This window comes from Mesotoga sp. (genome assembly GCF_035363035.1).
In the GTDB taxonomy this organism is placed as follows: Bacteria; Thermotogota; Thermotogae; order Petrotogales; family Kosmotogaceae; genus Mesotoga.
The window spans coordinates 1-18,214 of record NZ_DAOSEH010000045.1 but is presented as its reverse complement, the minus strand read 5'-3'; the positions used below and the strand labels follow the sequence as shown (position 1 = coordinate 18,214).

Annotated in this window: 16 protein-coding genes and 1 riboswitch; of the genes, 4 read left to right on the top strand and 12 right to left on the bottom strand. The window is 50.4% G+C overall.

The window, feature by feature from the left end; genetic code table 11:
- The 3 genes from PKX57_RS07795 to PKX57_RS07785 form a co-directional block, all read right to left on the bottom strand.
- A partial coding sequence (locus PKX57_RS07795; protein ID WP_472416666.1) for a branched-chain amino acid ABC transporter permease occupies positions 1-307 on the bottom strand: 307 nt, incomplete at its 3' end.
- 76 nt (positions 308-383) lie between these two features.
- A complete protein-coding gene (locus tag PKX57_RS07790) occupies positions 384-1,487 on the bottom strand; it encodes an ABC transporter substrate-binding protein (protein WP_213921743.1) in 1,104 nt (367 codons plus the stop codon).
- Between the two features lie 318 nt (positions 1,488-1,805).
- The gene (locus tag PKX57_RS07785; protein WP_213921744.1) at positions 1,806-2,864 is read right to left on the bottom strand and encodes a GAF domain-containing protein; all 1,059 of its coding nucleotides are present in this window, start codon (positions 2,862-2,864) and stop codon (positions 1,806-1,808) included.
- A gap of 376 nt (positions 2,865-3,240) precedes the next feature.
- Here PKX57_RS07785 and PKX57_RS07780 point away from each other — a divergent pair, with 376 nt between their 5' ends.
- The 4 genes from PKX57_RS07780 (at position 3,241) to PKX57_RS07765 (ending at position 8,280) form a co-directional block, all read left to right on the top strand.
- The gene (locus tag PKX57_RS07780; protein ID WP_213921745.1) at positions 3,241-3,744 is read left to right on the top strand and encodes a hypothetical protein; all 504 of its coding nucleotides are present in this window, start codon (positions 3,241-3,243) and stop codon (positions 3,742-3,744) included.
- Positions 3,745-3,791: 47 nt separating this feature from the next.
- Entirely contained in the window at positions 3,792-6,602 is a 2,811-nt protein-coding gene (locus PKX57_RS07775) for a response regulator (protein WP_472416664.1), read from the top strand.
- Between the two features lie 41 nt (positions 6,603-6,643).
- The gene (locus PKX57_RS07770) at positions 6,644-7,723 is read left to right on the top strand and encodes a serine hydrolase (protein WP_213919927.1); all 1,080 of its coding nucleotides are present in this window, start codon (positions 6,644-6,646) and stop codon (positions 7,721-7,723) included.
- Between the two features lie 86 nt (positions 7,724-7,809).
- Positions 7,810-8,280, top strand: coding sequence for a YbaK/EbsC family protein (locus PKX57_RS07765; RefSeq protein WP_213919928.1), 471 nt, complete (start codon positions 7,810-7,812; stop codon positions 8,278-8,280).
- Here the strand turns inward: PKX57_RS07765 and PKX57_RS07760 are convergent.
- The 9 genes from PKX57_RS07760 to uppS form a co-directional block, all read right to left on the bottom strand.
- A complete protein-coding gene (locus PKX57_RS07760; RefSeq protein WP_213919929.1) occupies positions 8,271-9,050 on the bottom strand; it encodes an ATP-binding cassette domain-containing protein in 780 nt (259 codons plus the stop codon). The two genes, PKX57_RS07765 and PKX57_RS07760, sit on opposite strands and share 10 nt — an antisense overlap.
- Positions 9,043-10,035, bottom strand: coding sequence for an iron chelate uptake ABC transporter family permease subunit (locus PKX57_RS07755; RefSeq protein WP_213919930.1), 993 nt, complete (start codon positions 10,033-10,035; stop codon positions 9,043-9,045). Before PKX57_RS07755 ends, PKX57_RS07760 begins: the two co-directional genes overlap by 8 nt.
- Entirely contained in the window at positions 10,032-10,916 is an 885-nt protein-coding gene (locus PKX57_RS07750) for an ABC transporter substrate-binding protein (protein ID WP_472416662.1), read from the bottom strand. Before PKX57_RS07750 ends, PKX57_RS07755 begins: the two co-directional genes overlap by 4 nt.
- 55 nt (positions 10,917-10,971) lie before the next feature.
- A riboswitch (cobalamin riboswitch) is annotated at positions 10,972-11,134 on the bottom strand.
- Between the two features lie 4 nt (positions 11,135-11,138).
- A complete protein-coding gene (gene mutL, locus PKX57_RS07745) occupies positions 11,139-12,938 on the bottom strand; it encodes a DNA mismatch repair endonuclease MutL (RefSeq protein ID WP_472416660.1) in 1,800 nt (599 codons plus the stop codon).
- The gene (gene rlmB, locus PKX57_RS07740) at positions 12,935-13,687 is read right to left on the bottom strand and encodes a 23S rRNA (guanosine(2251)-2'-O)-methyltransferase RlmB (protein WP_214050179.1); all 753 of its coding nucleotides are present in this window, start codon (positions 13,685-13,687) and stop codon (positions 12,935-12,937) included. The genes mutL and rlmB overlap by 4 nt, the downstream gene beginning before the upstream one ends.
- Positions 13,687-14,139, bottom strand: a complete 453-nt coding sequence (locus PKX57_RS07735; RefSeq protein ID WP_213921920.1) for a ribonuclease III domain-containing protein — start codon at positions 14,137-14,139, stop codon at positions 13,687-13,689. The genes rlmB and PKX57_RS07735 overlap by 1 nt, the downstream gene beginning before the upstream one ends.
- On the bottom strand, positions 14,087-16,699 hold the full coding sequence (alaS, locus tag PKX57_RS07730) for an alanine--tRNA ligase (RefSeq protein ID WP_472416658.1): 2,613 nt from the start codon (positions 16,697-16,699) through the stop codon (positions 14,087-14,089). Before alaS ends, PKX57_RS07735 begins: the two co-directional genes overlap by 53 nt.
- A 12-nt stretch (positions 16,700-16,711) precedes the next feature.
- Entirely contained in the window at positions 16,712-17,560 is an 849-nt protein-coding gene (locus PKX57_RS07725; protein WP_213921922.1) for a phosphatidate cytidylyltransferase, read from the bottom strand.
- The coding region (gene uppS, locus PKX57_RS07720) for a polyprenyl diphosphate synthase (RefSeq protein ID WP_472416656.1) at positions 17,560-18,214 on the bottom strand (655 nt) is incomplete at its 5' end. The genes PKX57_RS07725 and uppS, both read right to left, overlap by 1 nt.

The following is an 18,214-nucleotide window of genomic DNA, read 5'->3' as shown; positions in this document are numbered from 1 at the left end:
CGATTGCGGTAATCAAAGCCGATATTCTCGGCGCCTTCCTTATGGGCTTGTACGCAATTCTGTCAACACCAAATCCCAGCACGGCCGCACTGGCTATCGCAAAAATTGCGGCAAAATACCAGGGCAACTGTGTGAGCGTTACAAAGAAAAAAGTGAAGTATGCGGCCATCATAAAGATGTCACCGTGAGCGAAGTTGATGAGTCTCAAAATACCATAGACCATAGTATAACCGATCGCTATCAGCGCATAAAGTGAACCGAGACTGAGACCATTAACGAAATTTTGAAGAAGGGTCTTTGGATCCAAATCTACACCTCCGGCTGCGTTCTGTCCGAGTGAAGAAGGCGAAGGGAAAGGGGGACCGTGCGGTCCCCCGATTCCATTACGGATTTATAGTCGTATCGTACACGAACTTACCGTTCTCTATCTTCACGATCGCTACGGACTTTATGGCATCACCGGACTCGTTGATGGTGATGATACCGGTTACGGCCGGAAAGTCTTTGGTCTGGCGCACGGCCTGGGCGATCGCTTCGCGATCGGTGCTTCCTGCACGTTCGATGGCATCTCTTATCACCAGGTAAGTATCGAAGCCCAGCGCGGTGAACGTTCCCGGTGCCTCTCCATACTTTTTGGTGTAGGCTTCGACGAAGAGCTTTGCGTTATCTGTAACTGCCGGACTACCAGAATCGTAGTGGGTGGTGAAATAGAGACCGTTTACGGCCGCACCGCCGATCTCTATGGTCTCGGGAACGGCAGCTCCGTCACCGGCGATTATGGGGTCGTAGAAACCCAGCTGACGCGCCTGAATGGCAATTAGAGCTATCTCCTGGTAGTAACCGGGGATGAAAAAGGCGTCCGCATTCTTCGAGAGAGCATCGGAAATCTGGGCGGTGAAATCCTGATCCCCCGACTTGTAGTATTCGTAGAAGACGGTTCCGCCGAGTTCAATTGCCGTATCTTTGAAGAAGTTGGCGAAACCGACAGCGTAGTCCTGCTCAACGTCTACAAAGACGGCTACGTTTTTAGCTCCCATGTTGTTGAAGGCCAGCAGCGCGGCCGCAACACCCTGAAATGGATCGCTGAAACAAACACGGGAAACGTATTTACGATCCTGTGTCACGAGAGGGTTGGTGGAACTCGGAGAGACCATCGCAACGCCGCTCTCTTCTGCCACGGTACCCCCTGCGATGGTGTTTGAGCTTATTACCTGCCCGATGATGGCTACTACTTTATCCTGTTCGATGGCACGACGGGTTGTGTTCACAGCCTGGACCTTGTCGGAATTGTTGTCGAGAAGAACAATTTCGATTTCCTGTCCTAAAACCTGCGGAAAGAGCTCATTGGCTAGCTGAACACCCTGCCAGATCATCTGTCCGAAGGCTGCTACCCCACCCGTCATCGGAAGAATAGCCCCTACTTTGATTGTCGAGAACGCGGAAACGGAAAGAAAGACGACCAGTACAATAAGAACGAGTTTTCTCATACTCTTACCTCCTCCTGAAGTGGTGACAAGTAAATGAGACTAACCCAAAATTGATTTTCAAGCGTCGCCAGGTGCTTTTAGAATCACCTAAAGTCAATAAGCGCAAAAAAATGACTCTGTGTTCACTTATGCGGAGATTTGCGTGTTTTTTTGTATTGTTGGAATATTAGCATTTAGGAGAAGAATTTACTGTAAACAAGTGCAACAAAGAGTAGATATTCGGTAACATATCAAAGATAGGACTTTCCAATCGGGTTTAATGTCCTCAGAAGGGGTATAGAGGGAGTTGACTTTTCTTAAGGAGATTGTTCCTTACTCTCAGGTCAAAAGCGAATAACCAACGACTTCTGAAATGAGGGACACGAAGACCTTCAGAAGCTCTATATCGGCGCCGCTCCATTCGAAGTAACCTTCCAGACTGTCCAGACCGGCGAAACCTACCAGTTTTTGCCTCGCGAAAATCGGAATCACAACCAGAGACTGTATTTTCTGTCTTCTCATAACCTCTGCCTCGGGTTTAGCATCTTCCGGAAGTCCATCGACGACTATGTTCATAACCTCGCCCCTCTGGAGCTCTTTCATCCACCAGGGATAATCGCTCAATTGAAGCTTCTGGAGAGTCTCTTTCTCAGATTGGACGCCTTCTCTGCACCATTCATGCGTGTTGCTCATGGTGTCGGATTCGTGATCGAAGAGAAATACGTAAGATCTGTCGGCTCCGGTCAAACGGCAGAGCTCGGCGAGTGCCTTGTCGATTGCCCTGTCTATATCATCGTAGTCCTTGAGAATTCCCGATACTTTCGATATCACCTTTTCGAACTCTAGTCTCCACTGTAATTCTGCCTGTATCTTTTCATAAGAGCTCTGGTCTCTGGCGACAACCATGGTGACTATATCCCCCTGAAGATCCAGTACCTTCATCCACATTTCAACGGGCAGCATCGAACCATCGCTGCCTGTCAGGGATGAATTGAAATTGCATCTGCCTTTTAACGTCAGATCGGCCCTTATTAAGCCGAAATCACCATCGGGATCACTCATCAGCGAGTAAAAGCTCTTACTCAAAAGAGTTTCATAAGAGTACCCCAATTTTTCAACAACCCTGTTGTTTATCTCGACTATCTTTCCCGGATTGGCCGGATCATCCAGCTTCACAAGAAAGACGAGATCTTCGATGAGGTTCGAAAAGCCCTCGTATTTCGTCTTTAGAAGGTTGTTCGCCCTTTCGCAACGATCGTTCTGAAGATTGTTTTTACTTGCCGGCTCCTCCGTCAAAATAGTGATCTGGATGTTTCCTTTGATTCTGGAGATCTTTCTGAAAACCGAATTCAACTCCGAGGAACCGTTATCTAGAATATAAACCTTTATCGTTTCCATAGCTTCCCCCAGCCAAAAAATCAATAATATATTATACAGTTAAAGTTGCCCGGAAGTTGATGTTTAACAAAGACTGTGGACCCGTCTTTCGAAAAAGCGGAAGAGCGTATCGAACCTCTCGAAAGGCTCTTTCATTCTCGTGGTTTTCACTGCACAACCTGCTATGCGCAACCAACAACCGTTCTTATTAGGAGCCAGAGACATCGTTAAGCGAGGGCAGACTGACACGACAAACTCGTGGGTAACGATGAGGTCCCTTAACGGGAAACTCACAAGTTCGGTTGCGGATTGGGAGAAAGATGCGAAAGATACTATAATCTATATGACCCCGGAGGGGCGATTACGGCGACTCCTTTCGGGATTTGCGGAGGTATTCATGAAGAGAATCTCGATAATCGCTCTTTTTATGGTGCTTATCTCAAATATTTTCGGTGTGGTTTTAGCCGATGATATTCTCTCGCTGGATACGGATCCGACTCTAGAGAGAAGCATCTCCTTTACAGATTTCCAGGCTACAGTCACGGTGATCCCGATCTCTGCATTGAATGAACTGGAAATAGAAATCGAAAACTTAATCGGTCTGATGATCTTCGAACTACCGCCAGATTGGAGTCGGGTCGATTTTGAATATATATCCGTGAGCGGTAGATGCAGGCGCGGACAGCCTATAGAAGACTCGTGGGCCGATCTCTTTTTGATAGGTGACGGTTCAATCGTACAGACCGTCAGATATAATCCTCTCATTGTGGTGAGCTCCGGAAGGCTTGTTCTAGCTTTATCGGCTTACATAGATACAGGGAGCCGGTACAGTCTATCGCTGAATTCTTCAAGGGGAAGCGCATACTGGGAGTTCGATGCCGGGCAAAAGAGCGTTCACTGATCGTTCAAAGGGTCGGGGGAGAAGCTTCTTTTCGGACGGGAGGGGCTATGAAAAGGTTAAGCAGAAAGATATCCCTGCAGTTTTTTATCTTTGTTCTGGCTGTTCTGGTTGTTCTTATAGTTCTTCTCTCGGTGATATTTGTCAAAGCCGCCACCGATGAATATACGAACTATCTAGAATCTAAAAAACAGGCGGTTTACAGATGGTTTATAGACTTGAGACGCGATTTCAAGTCTTATGTCGATGGTTACTCGATGGAGGGCTTCATAGACAACAACCTAGACCTGCTGGTTGAGAAGGGTGAAAGCACGGTTATCCTTCGCAACAGACCGGGACTCCCGCAGGATTCCCTGAACGATATGTCGAGCGCGGGAAATGGTTTCAAGATGGTCAACAGTCAGCTCATTTATTACTCTACAATGATCAGCGACGAGATACCGTACATCGTCGGCATAACTTTCGATAGCGCCGAGATAGAGAGCCTATCGGGTTTTCTCGGCCAGGATGCGATAGCCTTTCTGCTAATGGAAGAACATTTCGTCATCCCGAAGGAGTTTTCCGACTCGGGACTCTATGTAAGAACCGTTCTCGACGAAGAGAGCTGGTCTAAAGAGATTCCCTTCACTGTGAGCGAGGTGCGCCCGGCCTTCAGTTTCTTGAGTTCCGGCTCGCTCTTTCTAGTCGATAAGGTCTCCATCGGCGGGGCCACTATATACGTCCTCCAGTCGGAGGGCTTGCTCGTACTTCTGAAGAACAGAGTCCTGCCGATTCTAATTCTCGTCGTCGTGGGAGTCTTCGCATTTTCTTTCTTGCTCTCTTTATCGTTGAATTCCTATATCTCCAGGGCCCTCTCAGAGCTTCTTAAGGGCTTCGAGTCGATCAAAAAAGGTTACTTCTCGAGAGTAACTTTGAAATCCGACGATGAACTAGGCGAGATAGCCTCCGGTCTCAACGACACGATGGTATTCATTGAGAGGACTCTCGACAGGCTTAAGAACTCCAACGAACTAATGAGAAAGGTATCCAGGGAGGCCCAGCAGGCCAGCAAGATGAAATCGGAGTTTCTCGCCAACATGTCCCACGAAATGAGGACGCCGATGAACGCGATACTCGGTTTCACCGAACTGCTGATGAGCGATGAAGGCAGTCTAGAGAGATTGAAATACCTTAAAACCATCTACAGGAGCGGCGAACATCTTCTGAGCCTGATAAACGATGTACTGGATCTCTCGAAGATCGAAGCGGCCAGACTGGAGCTTTTCATAGCCCCTTACAACCCCTCGAAACTGGTGAAAGAGATCGTCGAAACGTATTTGCCCATGGCCTACTCCAAGGGGCTCCACCTGGCTCACAGCTTAACGGAAGATGTGCCGGAGTTTGTGGATGGGGATGAATTCAGGGTACGGCAGGTACTGACCAACCTGGTTTCCAACGGTTTGAAATTCACCAATCAGGGTTATGTATCCATAATCGTGAATTACGACGCTTCAAATCTGACGTACGTCGTGCAGGATACTGGCACCGGGGTCTCGGCCGATCAGATCGACAAGATCTTCGAGCCTTTCACACAGGCCGACGGTACGATGTCCAGAAAGTTCGGAGGCACCGGTCTTGGTCTCACAATAACCAGGAGAATAGTTGAGCTCATGAACGGGATCATAAGGTTCGAGAGTAAGATCAACGAAGGCTCTAAAGTGACTGTCAGAATTCCTTCGCCTTTATCGAAAGAGGCACCGAAAGAGAAGGCAAGACCCGAGCAGGTCAAATCGGGCAAGATAATTCTTGCCTCGCCCAGCGAGGATTTTTCGACGATAATCGGAGCGATGCTTAAAAGGAACGGGATACAGTTCGAAGTTGTTAAAAACCTCAAGGACACGGCCAGGGCTATCAGAGAATTCGGGGCCTCTCTGGTGATAATGGATATGCCCACAGAGAGATCCGGGGTTTTCGAAGCGCTGGAAGATCTCGGTGGGTCGATAGTTATCGGTGTGATATCTTCTTCAGGAGGGGAAGTGGAAGCCGGGGAGTGGGTTCAGGAGGTCATCCAGAAACCGGTGAAAGAGGAGGAACTGATCGGAAAGATCCGCGAACACATCGATTTCACGCCGATCGGTGTTGAAGAAAGCAGAGTTCTCGTCGTGGAGGACAACGAAGCCAACCAATTCCTTATAAAAAAGATTCTGGAAAAGGCGGGATACCTGGTGAATATCGCCAGCAACGGTCTCGAAGCGACAGAACTGGTGAGACGCGAAAAATATGTACTGGTTCTGATGGATATGCAGATGCCCGTCATGGACGGTTACGAGGCTACCAGAATTTTGAGAGACGAAGGTTTCAAAATGCCCATCGTCGCCCTCACCGCCCACACGATGCAAGGAGACGAGGAGAGATCGATCTCGGCCGGGTGCGACGGCTTCCTCGGCAAACCCGTAAAGCAAACCGATCTTATCGAAACGGTGAGGTATTACACCGGAATATACGGCAAGACCGGAAAAAAGCGTGAAACGTTGACTTTGAACGCCACCGATGGTGGCGGCAACAGAAGTCCCTCCGACGAGAAGATAGAGATATTCGCCAGAGAGATGGGGCTGACACTCGAAGAGGCTTCAGAGATGTTCGAGGAGTACGGAAAACATATAGGGAACACGATCGAGTTGATCCGCTCGCTACTTGAAAGAGGGGATCTCGAATCTCTGGCGCGCGAGGGGCACAGCCTCAAGGGATCTGGCAGGATGTACGGGGTAGAAGAGATATCCGAGCTCGGTTCGAAGCTAGAAATCGCAGCGAAAAACCTCAGGAAAACCGAGCTCTCAGATATCTTATCGCAACTGGAAAAACTCCGGCGAAAGCTCTGGTGAAGCCGGCCAACAAGGGGAACATGATTTGAAAGGAAGTGGAAATGAGAAGAACTTTGTTTATCTGTATCGTTGTGCTTTTCTCTTCAATAGTCACGGCCAACGCCCTGAATGAGGTCGTTCAGAGAGTCGCTGATTTCGAAGGCTTTTGGGGGGCGATTCTGGTTGCCCGGGGCGACGTTATACTCCATGCGGCCGGTTACGGCATGGCCGACGTTGAGAGAAAAATTCCCAATACACCTGAAAAGAAGTTCAGGATAGCCTCTATAACGAAACAGATCACCGCCGCGGCGATACTGCAGCTTGCCGAAAGAGGAGAACTGACGCTCGATGATCCTCTGTCGATGTACATAGAAGGCTTTCCGAACGGAGAGAAAATTCAGCTGAGATACATGTTGAATCACTCTTCGGGGATTCCAACCATGATAAACACCGGGGAATTGCTGGAGAGGATACGCGGTTACGAAGACGGTAAATCTCTTCAAGGTGCGGAGATAGAATACATATCCACGCTTCCGCTCAGGTTCGAACCAGGCACATCCTTCCTTTACAGTAACAGCGCTTACTTCCTGCTGGGAGTGGTTATAGAAAAGGTTAGCGGAATGCCATACGACGAATATCTGAGGGAAAATATCTTTGAGCCCCTCGGGATGAACAGCACCGGCTACGATTTCAACGAATACGACTCGGGATGGGCACGCCCGTATTACTGCCAGTCGTACGTTATCGATAATGAGTGCATCAGGGAAGCCGACTGGGTCGATAGAAGACTGCCCGGAGGCGCCGGCGGCCTCTATTCAACGGTGTACGATCTCTATCTCTGGAACAGGGCATTGTACGGCACTGATATACTATCCAGAGAGTCAGTGAAGATCATGGAAACGCCTGCAAGCCAGCTTTACGAAGCCGGTCTTGGCGTTTTCGTGGGAACGGAGTTCATCGCCGGACAGTACAGGCGACTGGTTTATCACGATGGCGACACCAAGGGAACCTCTACCCGGATAAACCGGTACGTGGAAGACGACATTTTCGTCGTAGTACTCAGCAACATCGAAGGGAAGGATTTCACCTCGCTGGCACATGAGCTGGCCAGGGCGGTTATAACGAACGATATGGGAAGATAATATCGATCATACAGCACTGCGCATCACGCTCAGGAGAAATTCAGACGCTGTTTCTATTATGGTCGTGCAAAAGAAGGAGGAGGAAGATGATTTCCGAAAGAGTCCTGAGAGTTCTGGAGAGGTACGATCTGAAGTACCGCGAGTTTCCCGACGGTTCCACCCCCACGGCCGTAACCGCAGCCGATATGCTCGGGGTCGCGGTCGGTCAGATCGCGAAGTCGATCCTTTTTGTTTGCAAAAAAAACGGGGCCTTTCTCGTTGTCTGTCCGGGAGATCGCAAAGTCTCCTCCTCAAAATTGAAGAAAGTGACCGGAGAGAAACCCCGCCTGGCGAGCGCCGATGAAACGGAAGCTTTAACCGGTTTCTTGCCCGGCGGTGTGTGTCCCTTCGGTCTTAACGGAGTGAAGATTCTGATCGACGAATGGTTGAGAGAATACGACGTAGTTTATCCTTCTGCGGGAACTTCGGGCTCGGCTGTGGAGACCACTTTCGAAGATCTTGTGAGGATAACCGGCGGTGAAGCCTTCGACCTGACCAACCCTCTCGATCAATCGTAGAAAACCACCAGTGGCAGCTCCGTCACGGGATTGGTTATTATCTGGGCTCTGAGACCGTAAACCTTCCATATGATATCGGGGGTCACCGTCTCCCAGACTTCGCCAAGTGCCTCGATCTTTCCCTCTTTCATGAAAACCAGTCTGTCCGACATCTCTATGGCCTGATTGAGATCGTGAAAGACGGCCATGGCGCTCAGACCTTTGGCCCGAACGAGATCGGTAGCAATCTTGCCGACCTTTCTCGAGTGTCCGGGATCGAGATGCGAGGTGAACTCGTCCATGAGGAGTATCCTTCCCTCCTGGGCGAGAGCTTTGGCGATGACCACTCTCTGCTTTTCTCCACCGCTCAGGGTACTGAAAAAGCGGTCTTTGAATCCGTATATCTCTGTTAGTTCCATGACCTCGTCTATGACTTCGTAGTCCCTTACCCCGGGACCGGACAGTCCCTTGAGGTGGGGGTTCCTGCCGAAAGAGACTATCGTCTCGACCTTCAGATCGAAGGAAGGATCGAAACTCTGTGGTATGTACGAAAGTATTCTGGCCAGTCTTTTGCCCGCATAGTCGTTCAGCGGACTCCCCATTATCTCTATCGATCCACTCCAGTTTTTTAGAATCCCGCATATAATGGCCATCAAAGTGGATTTTCCGCTTCCGTTGGGTCCGAGAATACCGAGCACTTCGCCCTGTTTGAGGGTGAGATCTATGCCGCTCAGAACCTCTTCTCTCGAGTAGCCGAAGCGGAGATCCCTTATGACTATAACATCATCCATTCCTGACCACTTCTTTACTCCTGAGAAGGTAGATGAAAACTGGAGCACCCACCAGAGCCGTAACGGCCCCGATTGGCAGTTCAGTAGGCTGAAAGAGCGTTCTGGCGAAGGTATCGCAAACGATAAGAAAAAAGCCACCCAACAACGCCGTTGCCGGGAGGTTCAGCCTGTTGTCCGTACCGAAGGCCAGTCGCACCATGTGCGGGATTATCAAGCCCACGAAGCCGATCAATCCGGCCGTGGACACCGCTATCGCGGAGACGATCGAAACCGTGAAGAAGACCACGAACTTGATTCTCTCAGGGTTCACCCCAACCGTTATCGCGTGTTCCTCTCCCGTCGCCAGAATCAACATCTTTCTCCTGATCACGGTGAAAACGAAGTACTGGAAGAGGATCGCCGGCAGCAGCTTGAGGACATCTCCCCACGTGACTCCTGAGAGGGAACCGAGTGACCAGAAGTGAAGCGTTATGACGTTTCGCCAGGCGAAGACCACCAGAAAGGTCACGGCCGCGTTGAAAAGCGAGGAGACGATCACACCGGAGAGCACCAGGGTCGTTATCGGAATCCGGCCACCCCTGCGCGAGATGGTGTAAGTCAAAAAGGCTGAGAAGACGGCGAAAAGAAAGGCCATCATATCCATATTGATGGTAGTTCTGCTCATCTCCTTTATGAAGAGTGAGAAGACGGCGCCAAAAGAGGCCCCCGCCGATATGCCTATGATATAAGGATCGGCGAGAGGGTTCTTCAATGTTAGCTGCAGACCGTTACCGCCAACGGCCAGTCCGGAGCCAATGAGGAAGGCGACCAGAAGTCTGGGAAGGCGCAGGTTCATGTAGATGTTCGCACGCGATCCGGTCAGGCTTCCCGAGATCATCTGAATGACTTCAAACATCGAGTATTTTACGGTTCCGAAACTCGATAACCACAGCATCCCAATCAGGGATGCCGTGGCGATCGATATGAAAAGCAGTATCTTCTTCAATAGAAGTACTCCATCAGAGCCTTTACGAGATCTATGAATCTGGGGTTGGCGTAGACAGTGAGCGAATCTGAGAGAGGGTAAACCCTCCCGTTCTTCACTGCCGGGACGCCGGCGAAGGGTTTATAGGACGTTACCATCTCTACGGCCTCGCGCTGTCCACCCTCGTAGTAGTAGGGAACCAGGATTACATCCGGCTGCGTATTGAGTACGAACTCCGGGCTGACGGGGAACCAGCCGTTGTTGCCACTGTAAGGCGCAGCAACATTGGCACCCCCGGCGTATGCGATCGCCTGGTTCACAAAAGAACCGGTACCGCAGGTCCATATATCGCTCACCGAACCGGCTATCATTACATACATCACCTTCGGTCTTTCATCCTGAGGAACGTTGTATACGTTCTTGGCGACTTCAAGCACCCCGTTTCTGAACTCTGCGGCCACATTCCTTCCCCGTTCGGGAATCGCGAAGATATTGCCGAGAACGGTAAGATTGCGGTAGATATCTTCGAAAGAGTTAGGATTTACCACGAATACATTGACCCCCATTCTCTCGAGCTTTTCCACTTCGACTTCCTGAATGCCCCCAGAGATGAGTACTAGATCAGGCTCAAGGGATAGAACCATTTCGAGGTTGAGAGGGGTGAGATTTCCTATTTTGGTAACCTCCCTCGAAAGGGCGAAAGAGTCCCAATCGGTTACGCCTACTATGGTTTGCGTGACGTCCAGAAGTTCCAGATAGTAGGTTATCGCAGGAGAGGCGATCACGACTCTCCCGGGAGTCTTATCGATCGAAACGAGACGTCCAAGGTCATCGACCAGTTCGATGGTCATAACCGTAGAGATCGCAAGTAGAACCGATAACACCAGAACCAGTTTTTTCATTAAAACTCTCCCCTTTTTGCAAGGAATTTCACCATCCTTCTGCCTCGGAAGGATGGTGATATCTCAACTCCGCTCAGGTCTCCTGACTCACGGCTCAACCTAATCTCCACGCCTTCCCAGTTTCCCAGTGGCGCCTTGTGGATTTCGTAACCGTTCACAGTGGCGGGACCGTACCGGACTCTCACCGGTTTCCCTTGATGCGGAGTTACAAAGTCATTGGAACTATCTGGAAAAATACCTGTCCAGATCCTCCTGTCGTATTACCATGGATATCGGTCTTCCATGGGGACAGACGAGCAACTGCCTCTTCCTGAGCTCTTCGAAAAGCTCCCTGGCCTGTCCAATGTCAAGCTTGTCTCCAGTTCTTATGGCGGATCTACAGGCGATCGTCGCGAGAAGGTTGTCGAAGACTCTTTCCGGTTCTTCGAGTCCTTCCAGACGTAATTCGTCGATCACTTCCCCGAGAGTTTCGACCGCACTTTCAACGGGCAGCAACTGGGGTATCGCCACCAACAGGATTTTATCATTCTCGAACCTGAAATTGAAGCCGAGTTGCTCGATCCTCTCTCTTTTCAGGGTGAGAAGCTCTTCTCTTCCGGCCTCGAAAGAGAGTTCGACGGGTACGAGTAGATTCTGGGAATCGATAACCATCTTCTCCTTCAATCTCTCGTACAGGATTCTTTCGTGGGCGGCGTGCTGATCGACGATCAACAGTCCTTCACCCGATTCGACCAGTATGTACCTCTCCCCGAGGACGCCGAGAAAGCCTGTTCTGTCCTGAACACGCTTTTGAAGAGCCTCGTCCTTTCTGGATTCGGTGTAGGGTCTGAAAAGCCGACGCTCCACACTCAGCGGCATGCTTTCGTTTCTGTCGTAGTTTCTCCAGGAAGGCTCTTTAACCTCATCACTCTTTCGGTCCGTTCGATCTGTCGGGAAAGCTCTCTCTCTGTAGCGGATTTGAGGTTCGTCTCTCTCTTCTACCGTCGATTCTTCCCCGCCGGTTGAGGGAGGCTGAACGTCTATGGTGAAGCTCCCGGCATTTCTTATCGCGGACCTTACCGCTCTTTTAAGACCTTCAAGGACCGTCGCCGGAGAGGCGAACTTCACCTCTAGCTTCTGCGGGTGGATATTGACATCGACCTCGACCGGGTCTACTTGAATAAAAACGACCGCGAAAGGGAAATTACCCTTCTCCAGGGCCTCTCCGTACCCTCTCTCGAGGGCGTAGTTGAGCTCGAACTGCCTCACATACCTGCCGTTCACGAATATGTTCTCTCCCATTCTGTTGCGTCTCGTCCTTACCGGAAGCGTGACGAGTCCTTCGACTCTCATCTCGCGCGTCTCTTCTCTGAACGGTAGTAGGTCTCTCCTTGAAAGCTCGGGGTAGATCATCAAGACACGATCTTCGATACCTGTCAGACCCCTTGTGTCGAAAATTGTCTGATTGTCGCGTATGTATAAGAAATCAACGTTATGAAAGGATAGTATGAATCTCTGCATCATCTCGGTGACCATCCGCCCCTCGATAGAGACGGATTTAAGAAACTTCCTTCTGGCAGGCGTGTTGAAGAGAAGATCGAAGACCTCCACAGTTGTTCCCCTCGCCCCTTTGAAAAACTTCTCTCCGCTCACTTCTCCGGCCGTAACTTCCAGCGTCACTCCCAGAGTGTCCTCACCGCCCACAGTGGAGAGCAGCATTCTGGAAACGGAGGCGATGGTGGAAAGCGCTTCGCCCCTGAAGCCGAAGGTCGAAAGAGAATCGAGATCTTCGATAGCCGCGATCTTGCTCGTTGTGTGAGGTTTCAGAGAGAGCCTGGCCTCTTCGGCCGTCATCCCCGTGCCGTTGTCGCGCACCCTTATGTACTCTTTTCCCCCGGATCTTATCTCGACCTCCACAAGCGATGCGCCTGCATCGATGCTGTTTTCGACCAGCTCTTTCAACACCGAGTAGCAGCCGGTCACGACTTCACCCGCGGCGATCTTTCTTACGACTTCACCCGGTAATTCATGAATCCTGATCATTGTTTAGATCTCTCCCCGATAGTTATCCGCCGTCTTCTATCGAACAACAGGATGGCAGCCGAAGCGGCTACGTTGAGCGAATCAACCGTCTTTTCCATCGGGATAGACACCAGCAGATCGCTTCTCTCTTTCACCAGTCTTCTAACACCCTTTCCCTCGTTTCCAAAAATTATGGCCGATCTATCGTCGTACTCCACCTCGTAATAGGCCACTCCGGACATGTCCGTCGCGTAGATCCAGTATCCGCTGCCCTTTAGCTTCTCCTGGAACTGCGCGAGGTTGCCCACAGGTATTACCGGAATCTTGAAGACCAGCCCGGCCGAAACTTTCACAACGGCCGGAGTAATCTCGGCCGAGTTACTCGTTGTGATCGCTATGGCATCGACACCGGCTGCAACCGAAGTTCTGATTATCGCTCCCAGGTTGTGCGGGTCCTGAACCTGATCCAGAAGAACCAGGGTAGATTTCTTTGAAGGGCTCGAATCGGTAAGAAAAGCGTCGGCGTCGGTGTATGGAAACTCTTTCAGTTCTATCACAACACCCTGGTGTTTTTTCTCCCTGGACAGGTTGGTTAACTTCTCCGGAGGGAGGATCTCTACACGAAGACCCGTATCCCTGGCCTCTTTTATCAGTTGCTCCAGCTGGCTATCGACGTTCTTTTGATCGGTGAAGAGGACTCTTTTCACTTTTATATTACCACTTCTCAGGCCGAGAAGCTCTTTCAACACATTTCTTCCGTGGAGATACATCAAACCACCCTTTCAAGCAATTCTCTGAGATGGCCGAGTTCGCCCTTCAGATAAAGGTAACCTACCAGGGCTTCCAGCGCGGTGGCCATTCTGTAATCCTCATCGTCCCCGTGTTTCTTTGCCCCCCTGGAGTTGTAACCCCTTCTTACAAGGCTTCTCTCCTCGTCGGTCAGCAAGGGTATCAACACCTCTAGCGCTTTGCGCTGCCCTCGGGCGCTCACGTGCTCGGTTACGATGTCGTGCTGGAACCTCGCTCTTCTGTGGGCTTTCGAGAGAGTGTTAAGCCTGAAGAAGAGCGTATAAACGGCATCACCGACGAATGAAAGACTATCTAACGAAAGCCTTTCGGGATCGGCGAACGTCTGAAAAAGAACGTCCGGGAGTTTTCTCCCGGCCCTTTCATCGGATATATTCTTCGATTCCGTTGATAACTCTCTGGAGTTTTCCGACATCCTTTCCTCCAGCCTGTGCGAATTCCGGCTTACCGCCGCCGCCCCCGCCCAGCTCTCTGGCTATCTTTCCGGCGATCTCGCCGGCTTTGAATCTGTCTGTGAGGCTCTTTTCAACCTTTACCACGAAGGACACGGAGTCGTCAACCTCGTTGAAGATCATAACGATTCCGCCGCCTTCCTTTCCGAGCAGTACGTCTGCGCTGTTCCTCAAGGCATTAGATGGGGCTCCTTTCACCCTTCTCACAAGCACCCTGACGCCTTCTACATCTCTCCTGATATCGTTCTGACTGGCATCCCCCGACAGGAGGCGCTCTTTCAAGCGCAGTATCTCTTTATCCTTAGTCTTTAAATCGATTACGAGGTTCTGCAATCTCTGGATAAGCGTCTCTTCGGGTACTTCTAGCAACTCACGGAACCGCCTTTCTCTATCGAAGAGCCTCCTGGCAAGCTGGAGAGAATTCAACCCTGTGATGGCCTCTATTCTTCTGGTTCCGGCCGAGACGGAAGTCTCTGATATGATCTTGAACAGGCCTATCTCGCCTGTGTTGCCGGCATGTGTTCCACCACACAGCTCTTTGCTGAAATCGTTTACGGTGACCACTCTTACCTTATCCCCGTATTTCTCTTCGAAGAGGGCCATCACGTCTCTTTCCTTCACCTCCGTGAAGTTGACTTCGGTGGTGTTTACCGGCACGGCTTGAAGTATCTGCCAGTTGACCAGATCTTCGACCCTTTTTATCTCTTCCTCGCTCATAGCCTGGAAGTGAGAGAAATCGAACCTCAACCTGTCTGGAAGCACCAGCGAACCCGATTGATGTACGTGCTCTCCGAGCACTTTTCTCAGAGAAGCATGAAGCAGATGTGTAGCCGTATGGTTTCTCATAACGGCTCGTCTTCTGCTGTCGTCAACGATGAGCTCCACCTCCTGACCGGTGGTCAGAACACCCTTCTCGACTGTCACTCTGTGTATTATCATCTCTTGATATGGAATGAAAACATAATCAACCCTCGCCAGAAAGCCGTCCCTCTCGAGAGTACCCCTGTCGGTAACCTGTCCGCCCTTCTCGGGATAGAAGGGTGTTTGAGAGAAAACGACTTCACCGGTCTCACCCTGCGAAAGCGAATCGACTTCGATTCCCTCTTTAACAAGGCCCATCACCGTCGATCGGTCTCTCATGGTTCTGTAACCGGAGAACACGCTGTTCCCGGTTTTATCGAAGAGTTCCGTGTAAACCTGGACATTGCCGAGGTATTCCCTGTCGCCGATGGCTTCACGGCCACGTTCTCTTTGCCTTTCCATGGCGGCTTCATAACCTTCCCTGTCTAGCTTTACTCCGGTGCCTTCCACCATCTCTTCCACGAGTTCAAGAGGAAAACCGTAAGTATCGTGGAGTGAGAAAAGCTCCTCGCCGGTCAATTCTTTTTTGTCGACGAGCATCGTTCTCAGTCGCCTCTCTCCGTTTTCTAGTGTTGAAAGAAACCGCTCTTCCTCCTTCAGTGCTATTTCCTGGGTGAAAGAAAGCCTCTCCCTGAGCTCGGGATATATATCGCCCATGTGCGAGGCAACCGTTTCCACTATCCTGTAAAGGAAAGGCCGGTCGTATCCCAGGAGCGAGCCGTGACGCACGGCCCTGCGGAGGACCCTCCTCAGAACGTACCCGCGCCCTTCGTTCGAGGGAAGCACTCCGTCGGAGATCATGAAAGCTATCGAGCGGGCATGGTCGGCTATGACTTTTATAGAGACGTCCCGTTCCTTCTGTGCGCCATATTTCACCGAGAGTATGTCCTGAATCCTGTCGATTATGGGTATAAACATGTCCGTATCGAAATTGGAGTTCACGTTTTGCATTATCGAGGCGGCTCTGTCGAGACCGAATCCCGTGTCTATATTCTTCTTTTCCAGATAAACCAGGTTCCCCTCTTCGTCCTGGTTGTATTCGGTGAAGACGAGGTTCCAGAACTCCAGGAACCGTCCACAGTTACAGGCCGGGCTGCAGTTGTCGGGATCGGGGCAGTTGTCGTTCTCTCCGCGATCTATAAAGATCTCTGAATCAGGTCCACACGGCCCGGTCGGTCCGGCCGGTCCCCACCAGTTGTCGTCTTTTCCAAGCCTGACGATCTTCCTCTCAGGGACCCCCACTTCCTCGTGCCATATGCTGAAGGCTTCGTCGTCGTTGAGATAGATAGATACCCAGAGCAGGTTTTCCGGAAGCTTGAGATACTCAGTGACGTACTCCCAGGCCCATTTTATAGCTTCCCTCTTGAAATAATCTCCGAAAGAGAAGTTACCGAGCATTTCGAAAAAGGTCTGGTGTCTCGGCGTTCTGCCGACGTTCTCGATATCGTTGGTGCGCACACACTTCTGACACGTTGCAACTCTTTTGTAGGTCGGTTCGACTTTTCCCCAAAAAACCGGTTTGAACGGCACCATGCCAGCAACTGTGAACATCAGTTGAGGATCATTGGGAATCAGGGAAGCGCTCGGAAGCCTCACATGATTCTTCGATTCAAAAAACTTGAGATAGCTCTCTCTTATCTCTGCGCCAGTCATATATCTCATGGCGGAACCTCCTCAGGTCAACAAAGTCAGAAATATATAGAACATGGGTGTCACGAAGAGCACGCCATCTATACGATCAAGCATACCACCGTGACCGGGCAACAAGTTGCCCGAATCCTTAACGCCGTGATATCTCTTGAATGAAGACTCGACTATATCGCCTATCGTACCGAAGATCGATACTACCATGGCGAGAATTGCTATCTGGAACAACCCCAGTTCCGGTCCGTTGTAGAGGCCGAGCAGACCACTGATATAGATGAAAGCGATCATGAAAAGTATGGTCGTCACATATCCGCCGATCACACCCTCGAGACTCTTCTTGGGACTGTAACTGGGCGAGATCCTGATGTGCCCGAATCGCTTGCCTGAAAAGTATGCCCCTGTGTCAAAGAGCCACACGGAGGTCAACGCCAGCAAGGCCATCGAAGAGCCGAAGCGAAGATATATATGGTAGAAGAAGGCCAGATCGAATCCTACGTATATGAGTGAAAAGACCGAGTTCACGATTATGTCTTTCGCGCTCTTGACGTCTGACACCGTCATTATAACGATCGAGGAGAGGGAGATCACGCCGACCGCGAATATCAGCTCGGGTCTTTGAAAGCTCATAAGGCTTGATCTATAAAGCAAAATGCCGTACACAACGATTATGGCGGGAATGATACCGGATATAACCACCCTTACGACATCGTGATTGCTGTTCTTCAGGCTGAACTTCAAATATTCGTAGCTGGCAAAGAGCACAACGGACGAGACCAATCCTATGAAAGAAAAGTAACTCACAAAGCAAAGAATTACAAATGGGGCTATCACTGCTGCGGTTACTATTCTGATAGTGGTCTCGGACAGTTTCTTCATCATTGATGGGCACCAAACCTTCGTTTTCTCTTCGAGTATTCCTCCATTATCTCGAGAAACTCCTCTTTGGTGAAGTCTGGCCAGAGAGTCTTTGTGAAATAAAACTCGCTGTATATACTCTGCCACATGAGAAAATTGCTGAGCCGTTCCTCGCCGGAGGTTCTTATTATAAGGTCGGGATCAGGTACTTCCGGTAAATAGAGATTGCCGGTGATATCTTCCTCTGTTATTCTTCTCTTTTCGTCAGTTTTCTGGCTTTCAATAAACCTGTTAATCGAATCTACTATCTCCGCACGCCCACCGTAATTGAGGGCGACTATTACAGTAAGCTTCTTTCCGCCGGCGGTTCTGGCTTCGATCAGCTTCGTGAACCCTCTTAACTTCTCCGGAAGATCGTTTATCCGGCCTATGAAGCGCATCCTTACGCTCTCGTCCAGCATGTTCTGCAACTGGCTCGCTATGTACATCAACATAAGCTCAAAGAGAAAGTCCACTTCTCTCTCCGGTCTCTTCCAGTTTTCGGTGGAAAAAGCGTACAGCGTCACGTACTTGATGCCTAGATCGGCACACCAGTGGGAGGCCGCATCGGCAACTTCCGCTCCTCTCCTGTGGCCTTCTATTCTTTCCAGTCCTCTCTTTTCCGCCCAGCGGCCG

What these genes read in the sequence shown, in the direction of transcription:
- PKX57_RS07790 (WP_213921743.1), bottom strand. Translation starts at nt 1,487, where the DNA reads ATGAGAAAACTCGTTCTTATTGTACTGGTCGTCTTTCTTTCCGTTTCC.
- PKX57_RS07785 (WP_213921744.1), bottom strand. Translation starts at nt 2,864, where the DNA reads ATGGAAACGATAAAGGTTTATATTCTAGATAACGGTTCCTCGGAGTTG.
- PKX57_RS07780 (WP_213921745.1), top strand. Translation starts at nt 3,241, where the DNA reads ATGAAGAGAATCTCGATAATCGCTCTTTTTATGGTGCTTATCTCAAAT.
- PKX57_RS07775 (WP_472416664.1), top strand. Translation starts at nt 3,792, where the DNA reads ATGAAAAGGTTAAGCAGAAAGATATCCCTGCAGTTTTTTATCTTTGTT.
- PKX57_RS07770 (WP_213919927.1), top strand. Translation starts at nt 6,644, where the DNA reads ATGAGAAGAACTTTGTTTATCTGTATCGTTGTGCTTTTCTCTTCAATA.
- PKX57_RS07765 (WP_213919928.1), top strand. Translation starts at nt 7,810, where the DNA reads ATGATTTCCGAAAGAGTCCTGAGAGTTCTGGAGAGGTACGATCTGAAG.
- PKX57_RS07760 (WP_213919929.1), bottom strand. Translation starts at nt 9,050, where the DNA reads ATGGATGATGTTATAGTCATAAGGGATCTCCGCTTCGGCTACTCGAGA.
- PKX57_RS07750 (WP_472416662.1), bottom strand. Translation starts at nt 10,916, where the DNA reads ATGAAAAAACTGGTTCTGGTGTTATCGGTTCTACTTGCGATCTCTACG.
- mutL (WP_472416660.1), bottom strand. Translation starts at nt 12,938, where the DNA reads ATGATCAGGATTCATGAATTACCGGGTGAAGTCGTAAGAAAGATCGCC.
- rlmB (WP_214050179.1), bottom strand. Translation starts at nt 13,687, where the DNA reads ATGTATCTCCACGGAAGAAATGTGTTGAAAGAGCTTCTCGGCCTGAGA.
- PKX57_RS07735 (WP_213921920.1), bottom strand. Translation starts at nt 14,139, where the DNA reads ATGTCGGAAAACTCCAGAGAGTTATCAACGGAATCGAAGAATATATCC.
- alaS (WP_472416658.1), bottom strand. Translation starts at nt 16,699, where the DNA reads ATGAGATATATGACTGGCGCAGAGATAAGAGAGAGCTATCTCAAGTTT.
- PKX57_RS07725 (WP_213921922.1), bottom strand. Translation starts at nt 17,560, where the DNA reads ATGAAGAAACTGTCCGAGACCACTATCAGAATAGTAACCGCAGCAGTG.